The sequence below is a fragment of the Mesorhizobium muleiense genome (assembly GCF_900099905.1).
Classification (GTDB): Bacteria; Pseudomonadota; Alphaproteobacteria; order Rhizobiales; family Rhizobiaceae; genus Mesorhizobium; species Mesorhizobium muleiense.
This window is the reverse complement of record NZ_FNEE01000009.1, coordinates 246143-252834: the sequence shown is the minus strand read 5'-3', so window position 1 is coordinate 252834 and position 6692 is coordinate 246143. Positions and strand designations below refer to the sequence as shown.

Below are 6692 nucleotides of genomic sequence, written 5' to 3'. Positions count from 1 at the left end.
GCCCTGCGTTGCGCAGCCGGCCGAGCAACGCCACGTCCGAGATGTCGGCGATCCCGCTCGCCGCCGCCCAGGCCACGACGCCCCGCATGCCCACCTTGCCAAGGCAGTAAGCCAGTGTCAGGCGCAACAGATCAGTAGCCGACCTGACGCCCCGCGGTCGCAGGAATGCCTTCGTCTCGCGAGCACTCCCTGCGATCAACTCTTCACCGCCGAGAAGCTCAATCGTCTCGGTCCAGCCGTCATCTACAAGCGATTCGTGAGTCATCGCAGCGTAGAATCACAACCGATTCCCCGCTGCAACTCCTATCTTAGCGCACATGCCCTCGAGGGGGAGATGGCGGCCAGAGGGGGGCGTCTCACATAAATCGCCGACGTCGTGTCCGGCCGCGAAAAGGGGTTGGCGCTCCACGCGAGACGACCCCTCTGTCGCCTTCGGCGACATCTCCCCCTCAAGGTGGGAGATTGCCTGCCTGCTCGCCTGCCGGCTTGGCGGATTCGGAGTGCAGGCGGCGCACTCGGCGCACGCCCCACCAGACCAGCAGGATGGCGAGCGGCACCGAGGCGGCGGTGACGACCTCGGGCGCGACGGCATGGCCGAAGATCGAGGCGCCCTTGGCGAGATAGCCGATGAGCCCGACGACGTAGTAGGAGACGGCGGCGACCGAGAGACCCTCCACCGTCTGCTGTAGCCGCAATTGCAGGCGGGCGCGGTTGTTCATCGACGCCAGCAGGTCGCGGTTCTGCTTCTCGACCTCGACGTCGACCCAGGTGCGCAGCAGCGTGGTGGCACGGGTGAGCTTGGTCGACAGATTGGCCTGACGCTCCTCGACCGAACGGCAGGTGCGCATGGCGGGGGCGACGCGGCGCTGCAGGAAGCCGCCCCAGGTGTCGTAGCCGGGCACCGCCTCTTCCTCCAGCGCCTCCAGCCGTTCGCGGACGATGCCGTCATAGGCGCGGCTGGCGCCGAAGCGATAGAGGCTGGAGGCTGCATCGGCCTCCAGTTCGGCGGCAAGCTCGGTCAGGTCGGCAAGCAGCGTCTGGTTGTCGCGGGTTTCGGCGACCTTCATTTCCAGCGTGGTCTGCGCCAACCTGTCTTCGATGCGGCGCGCGCGACCGGACAGCATCAACGCCAGCGGCAGGCCAAGCATGGCCAGCGTGCGGTAGGTCTCGATATCGATCAGCCGCTGCGCCAGCGCGCCGGTGCGTGCCGGCGTCAGGCCGCGGTCGAGCACCAGCATGCGGGTCATGCCGTCACCGTCCTGGCGGAAATCGGTGACGATGGCGGCGTTGCCGCGCTCGACCAGCGAATAGCACAGGCTGGTCGGGTCGAAGCCAGCGATCAGCCTTTCGCTCGCCTGCGTCCATTTGCGGATTTCGAGCCTGATGCCGGAAATCACCGTTCCCGGCGGCGAAAACCCGTTGCCGAAAGGCGAACCTTCCTGGCGCTGGCCGCTCTCCGAGAGCGGTCCTTCCCACAGATAGGTGGAGAATTCCGTGTGCCGTTCCCAGCGCAGCGAGCCCTTGCCCCACTTCATCGCGTGGTGGCGGGCATGCGGGTCAGGCGCGGCGATGCCGAGGCGCCGCGACAGTTCGGAAAGCACTGCCTGGTCGACGCCGGAGCCGGCTTCGGTCATGAACGAAAGCTGCACCAGCACGCGCGGCTTCTCGACCAGCGGATGCGGACGGGCGTGAACCTCGCCGAGCGCGCCAGGCCGTCCCTCATGCGCGGGAAAACCCATGACGCTGCCTTCGACGCGCGGCTGGAATTTTGGATTGGACGGGTCATCTGCCACGGCTGGTCCCCCGGGCCTGGTGCACTCGCGTCCCTCTAGAGCCAATTGCCGGGGCACGCAAACGACAAATTAGCCGAAAGCGATATGCCGGGACGACGTCGGCCCCGGCCAAGCGGGCAAACTGGATAAATAATTTGACCAGTTGCCGACACTGGCTTTATCCTGCGCGACACCGGTTCAATCCCCAGGCCACCCCCGTTGAGCGACATTTTCTCCAGGATCGAGCATTCCCGCACCGCCGACGAGGTGGTGCAGCAGATCGAGAGTCTGATCCTCGAAGGCGTTCTGCGCACCGGCGACAGGCTGCCGGGCGAGCGCGAACTGGCGCGCCGGTTCGAGGTGTCGCGGCCGATCCTGCGCGATGCGCTGAAGGCGCTGGAGGGGCGCGGGCTTTTGACGACCCGGCCCGGCGGCGGCACCCATGTCGCCGACGTCATCGGCCAGCTGTTCACCAAGCCGGTGACGGACTTGATCTCCATGCACCGCAAGGCGGCGACCGACTATCTGGAATACCGCCGCGAGATCGAGGCGGTGGCGGCCGAGTATGCGGCGCGGCGCGCCACATCAGACGACCTGGCGCTGCTCGATCGCATCATGGCGCGCATGGACGAGGCGCACCGGACCGGCAATTTCGACGACGAGGCGGAAATCGACGTCGAGTTCCACCACGCGATCTGCGAATGCGCGCACAACATCATTCTGTTGCACACGCTGCGCTCGTGCTACCGGCTGCTGTCGGAGGGCGTCTTCCAGAACCGGCTCCTGGTGTTCAACGTGCCGGGCGCGCGCGAGGCGCTGCTTTCGCAGCACCGGGCGATCTACGCAGCGATCCAGGCCGGCGATCCGGCGGCCGCGCGGCAGGCGGCGATGGACCACATCACCCATGTCGAACGGACCATGGCCGAGGCCGAGCGCAGCGGCGACTGGCAACGCGTGTCGCGGCTGAGGCTGATGCAGCGCTCCGAAGCCGGCGACAGCGAGCCGGCACGGAAACGCTCGTGAGAGCGGGCCAAGAATTGCGACGAATTAGCGAACCATCAGCGGGAAGCCCATGAGCATGATCCTCACCATCGCCGATCTCAAGGACCTGGCGCGCCGCCGCGTGCCGAAGATGTTCTTCGACTATGCCGATTCCGGTGGATGGACCGAAAGCACCTACCGGGCCAATGAGGAGGATTTCCAAAAGATCAAGTTCCGCCAGCGCGTGCTGGTCGACATGAGCAACCGCTCGCTGGAATCGACCATGATCGGCGAGAAGGTGGCGATGCCGGTGGCGCTGGCGCCGACCGGCATGACCGGCATGCAGCACCCCGACGGCGAGATGCTGGCGGCGCAGGCGGCGGAGGAATTCGGCGTGCCGTTCACGCTGTCGACGATGAGCATCTGCTCGATCGAGGATGTCGCATCGGTGACCAGGAAGCCGTTCTGGTTCCAGCTCTATGTGCTGCGCGACAAGGATTTCGTCCTCAGTCTCATCGACAGGGCGAAGGCGGCGAAGTGCTCGGCCCTGGTGCTGACGCTCGACCTGCAGATCCTGGGCCAGCGCCACAAGGACATCCGCAACGGGCTGTCGGCGCCGCCGCGCTTCACGCCGAAGCATGTCTGGCAGGTGGCGACCAGGCCGGGCTGGTGCCTTGGCATGGCCGGCACCAAGCGCCGGACTTTTCGCAACATCGTCGGCCACGCCAAGGGCGTCGGCGACCTCAACTCGCTGTCGTCGTGGACGACGGAGCAATTCGATCCGCATCTGTCGTGGAAGGACGTCGCCTGGATCAAGGAGCGCTGGGGCGGCAAGCTGATCCTGAAGGGCATCCTCGACAAGGAGGACGCGCTGATGGCGGCCAAGACCGGCGCCGACGCGATCATCGTCTCCAATCATGGCGGACGCCAGCTCGACGGCGCGCCGTCGTCGATCTCGGCGCTGGAAGAAATCGCCGACGCGGTCGGCGACACGATCGAAGTGCATATGGATGGCGGCATCCGCTCTGGCCAGGACGTGCTGAAGGCGCTGTGTCTCGGCGCCAAGGGCACCTATATCGGCCGGCCTTTCCTCTACGGCCTCGGCGCGCTCGGCAAGGATGGAGTCACCAAAGCCTTGGAAATCATCCACAAGGAGATGGACATAACGCTGGCACTGTGCGGAAAGCGTCTGGTGACCGACATGGGCAAGGATCAGCTTCGGCGTTGACTCCCGTGGCGGCATGATCACGGAGATGGAAGCATTGACTGCCCCCGGCATCCACTTTCTCGACGCGCGCGGACCGGAAGGCATGCGCATCTATGCGGTCGGCGACGTGCATGGCCGGCTCGACCTGCTCGCCGCCATGTACCGCCGGATTGCGGCCGAGATCAGCCAGGCGCGGCCGGTCGACTGGCGTGTCGTCCATCTCGGCGACTATGTCGACCGCGGCCCCGACTCCAAGGGCGTCATCGATTTCCTGATCGAAGTGCGAAAACGCGACCCGCGCCACCTGATGCTCGCCGGCAACCACGACATCGGCTTCCTAGACTTCCTCGACACTCCCGATGCGGACGGGCTTTTCATGCGCTATGGCGGCATCCAGACCGCGCAATCCTATGGCGTAGCGCTCAATGAAGGTGGCGGCGCGTGGTTCGGCAGGTCCGAGGCGGCACTGCGGCAAGGCCATGTAGCACTTGTCGAGGCCGTGCCGAAAAGCCATGTCGAGTTCCTGCAGTCGCTGCCGTTTTCACTGACCTTCGGCGACTTCTTCTTCTGCCATGCCGGCATCCGGCCGGGCATTGCGCTGGAAAGTCAGAGCGCGCAGGACCTGATCTGGATCCGCGATGTCTTCCACAATCATTCCGGCCTGCATCCAAAAATCGTGGTGCATGGCCACACGCCGGTGCCGGAGGCCGAGGTGATGGTCAACCGCGTCAATATCGACACGCTCGCCTACCAGACGGGAAACCTCAGCGCGCTCGTCGTCGACGGTGTCGACAAGCGTATCCTGGTGGTGTCAGGCGAGAGGGGTTAAAGCGCTTAGCGAAGCGCGGCGGTGACGCCGTAGCCGTCGACGGCGTTGTGGTTGTTGGCTGCGTCGCCGGCGTAGGTGCCGAAGCCGCACAACACTATGGCCGACAACATGACAAAGGATAGAAGCGCTGCTTTCACGGACGTCATCTCTTGGTTAGGCTTCCTGCATCTGTGCACGGGGCGGGTTACGAATGGGTTGAAACGGAAAATGCGTCTTAAAGTTTCGACGATTTCGCGCTTTTAGGCATGTTCTGTATCGGCGATGTGTCGCGCGAGTGACCCAAAAGGTTCATCGCGTTGCACGGACGATGCAGAGCGGGTGCCTTCTAGGGTGGCGGGCGGCCACAAGCCAAGCACGAAACATGCTGTCCACAGCGGATTTTTGCCGGCGTGCCAAATATGCAACGTCGATACTGACTGATCAGATCGTCGCCACCCAGGCGCGGGCGATGGCCAGCCCGGCGGCATCGGCAGCCGCTCCGTGGCGGGCCATTTCGTCATCGAGCCGATCGCTCCAGTCCGGGTGCCGTTCGGCAATGAGCGATGCGAAGGATGCGCTCCAGTCGCGGACCATCGGCCGATCCGCCTCGAAATGGAACTGGAAGCCATAGACGGCGCGGCCGATGCGAAACGCCTGGTTCTCGGCGACGTCGTTGCCGGCGAGCCGCACGGCATTTTCGGGCAAGACAAAGGTGTCGTCGTGCCATTCGAAGATCGGGAAATTTTCGGGCAGCGCAGCGAGCACCGGATCGGCCGTCGCCGCCGGCGTGAGCGAGACCTTGTGCCAGCCGAATTCCGAGGCGCCGCCGATCCGGTTCTCGCCGCCGAAGGCGCGCGCCACCAGTTGGCTGCCAAGGCAGATACCGAGCACGGCGCGATCCTTGCCGGCGAAATCGCGCGTCAGGTCGAGAAGTTCAGGAAAATACGGGCAGATCTCGTCGTCCAGCGCATTCTGGGCGCCGCCGAGCACGACCATGGCGTCGTGCGCAGCGCTGTCCTGCGGCAGCATCTCGCCACAATAGGGCCGGCGCAGATCGATATCGGCGCCTGTCTCGACAAGCGCCGCGCCGATCTGGCCAAGACCCTCGCTGTCGAAATTCTGGACCACCAGCACCCGCATCGAAAAACCTGCTGACATGAAAACGATGCGACGAGCGATATCATGCCGCCGTCATTCCGGCCAAGATACGCATTCGGGGAGAAAGCTATGCCACTGCAGAATCGGGTCGACCCGTTCGGCGTCATCCACGCCGTGCCGGAGCGCGGCCTGTTCATGGGCAATCGCGGCATCATCCATGACCCCGAAACGAAGACGCTGCTGAAAAAGCGCTGGGCTCTGCAGGCCTGGATCATCTGCGCATGCGGATTCCGCGATGTGCGGCGCGAGCCGATGGGCCGCAACCGGAACGGTGGCAAGGCCGGCTGGACCGAATTGTTTTTCCTGGACGAGGTGACCGCACTCTCGGCCGGGCATCGGCCCTGCTTCTTCTGCCGGCGCGAGCGGGCCAGGGACTTCGTCCGGCGCTTCGGCATGGCCTTCCGCATTGCCGCGCCGCGCGCACCGCAGGTCGACAAGCGGCTGCATAGGGAGCGGCTGGCGTCGGGTGGGCAGGCACCGGTCGTATCCGTAGAAGAGCTTGCCGGGTTGCCGGACGGCGCCATGGTTGCGGACGGCGGCAATGCCTATGCGATGCGCGGCGGCAAGGCGCTGCACTGGTCGTTCGCAGGCTATGATGATCGTGTGGGGGGCGATCCGGTGGACGGCGATCCCGTGGGGTTCGGCGGTTTTGCCGACCGTCCAATCCGCCTGCTCACGCCGGCAACCACCGTTTCCGTGCTGAGGCAAGGCTATGTGCCAGTGTGGCATCCCTCGGCCGAGACTTGACGCCACGAGCCGGCTCGCC

General features: G+C 65.2%; 7 protein-coding genes and 1 pseudogene. 4 read left to right on the top strand and 4 right to left on the bottom strand.

Annotated features, from left to right (window positions below):
- Both BLT09_RS18170 and BLT09_RS18165 read right to left on the bottom strand, forming a co-directional pair.
- Positions 1–265, bottom strand: a pseudogene (locus BLT09_RS18170) (hypothetical protein); the annotation flags it as partial.
- Positions 266–449: 184 nt separating this feature from the next.
- Positions 450–1793 carry a DUF3422 family protein gene (locus tag BLT09_RS18165; protein WP_091595280.1) on the bottom strand — a complete coding sequence of 448 codons (1344 nt, stop codon included), beginning with the start codon at positions 1791–1793 and terminating at the stop codon, positions 450–452.
- Positions 1794–1991: 198 nt separating this feature from the next.
- Here BLT09_RS18165 and BLT09_RS18160 point away from each other — a divergent pair, with 198 nt between their 5' ends.
- The 3 genes from BLT09_RS18160 to BLT09_RS18150 are packed head-to-tail and all read left to right on the top strand — an operon-like array spanning position 1992 to position 4789.
- Positions 1992–2795 carry a FadR/GntR family transcriptional regulator gene (locus tag BLT09_RS18160; protein WP_091595278.1) on the top strand — a complete coding sequence of 268 codons (804 nt, stop codon included), beginning with the start codon at positions 1992–1994 and terminating at the stop codon, positions 2793–2795.
- A 49-nt stretch (positions 2796–2844) separates the two neighbouring features.
- A complete protein-coding gene (locus BLT09_RS18155) occupies positions 2845–3981 on the top strand; it encodes an alpha-hydroxy acid oxidase (protein ID WP_091595276.1) in 1137 nt (378 codons plus the stop codon).
- Positions 3982–4015: 34 nt separating this feature from the next.
- The gene (locus BLT09_RS18150; RefSeq protein WP_091595348.1) at positions 4016–4789 is read left to right on the top strand and encodes a metallophosphoesterase; all 774 of its coding nucleotides are present in this window, start codon (positions 4016–4018) and stop codon (positions 4787–4789) included.
- Between the two features lie 5 nt (positions 4790–4794).
- Here the strand turns inward: BLT09_RS18150 and BLT09_RS35490 are convergent, their stop codons facing one another.
- Together BLT09_RS35490 and BLT09_RS18140 are read right to left on the bottom strand one after the other, a co-directional pair.
- Entirely contained in the window at positions 4795–4926 is a 132-nt protein-coding gene (locus BLT09_RS35490) for a hypothetical protein (protein WP_258124092.1), read from the bottom strand.
- Positions 4927–5209: 283 nt separating this feature from the next.
- Positions 5210–5908, bottom strand: coding sequence for a type 1 glutamine amidotransferase (locus tag BLT09_RS18140; protein WP_091595346.1), 699 nt, complete (start codon positions 5906–5908; stop codon positions 5210–5212).
- Between the two features lie 87 nt (positions 5909–5995).
- On the opposite strand from BLT09_RS18140, the gene BLT09_RS18135 reads away from it, so the two are divergent.
- Complete coding sequence (locus tag BLT09_RS18135) at positions 5996–6673, top strand: hypothetical protein (RefSeq protein WP_091595272.1); 678 nt, start codon at positions 5996–5998, stop codon at positions 6671–6673.
- Positions 6674–6692: the final 19 nt, after the last annotated feature.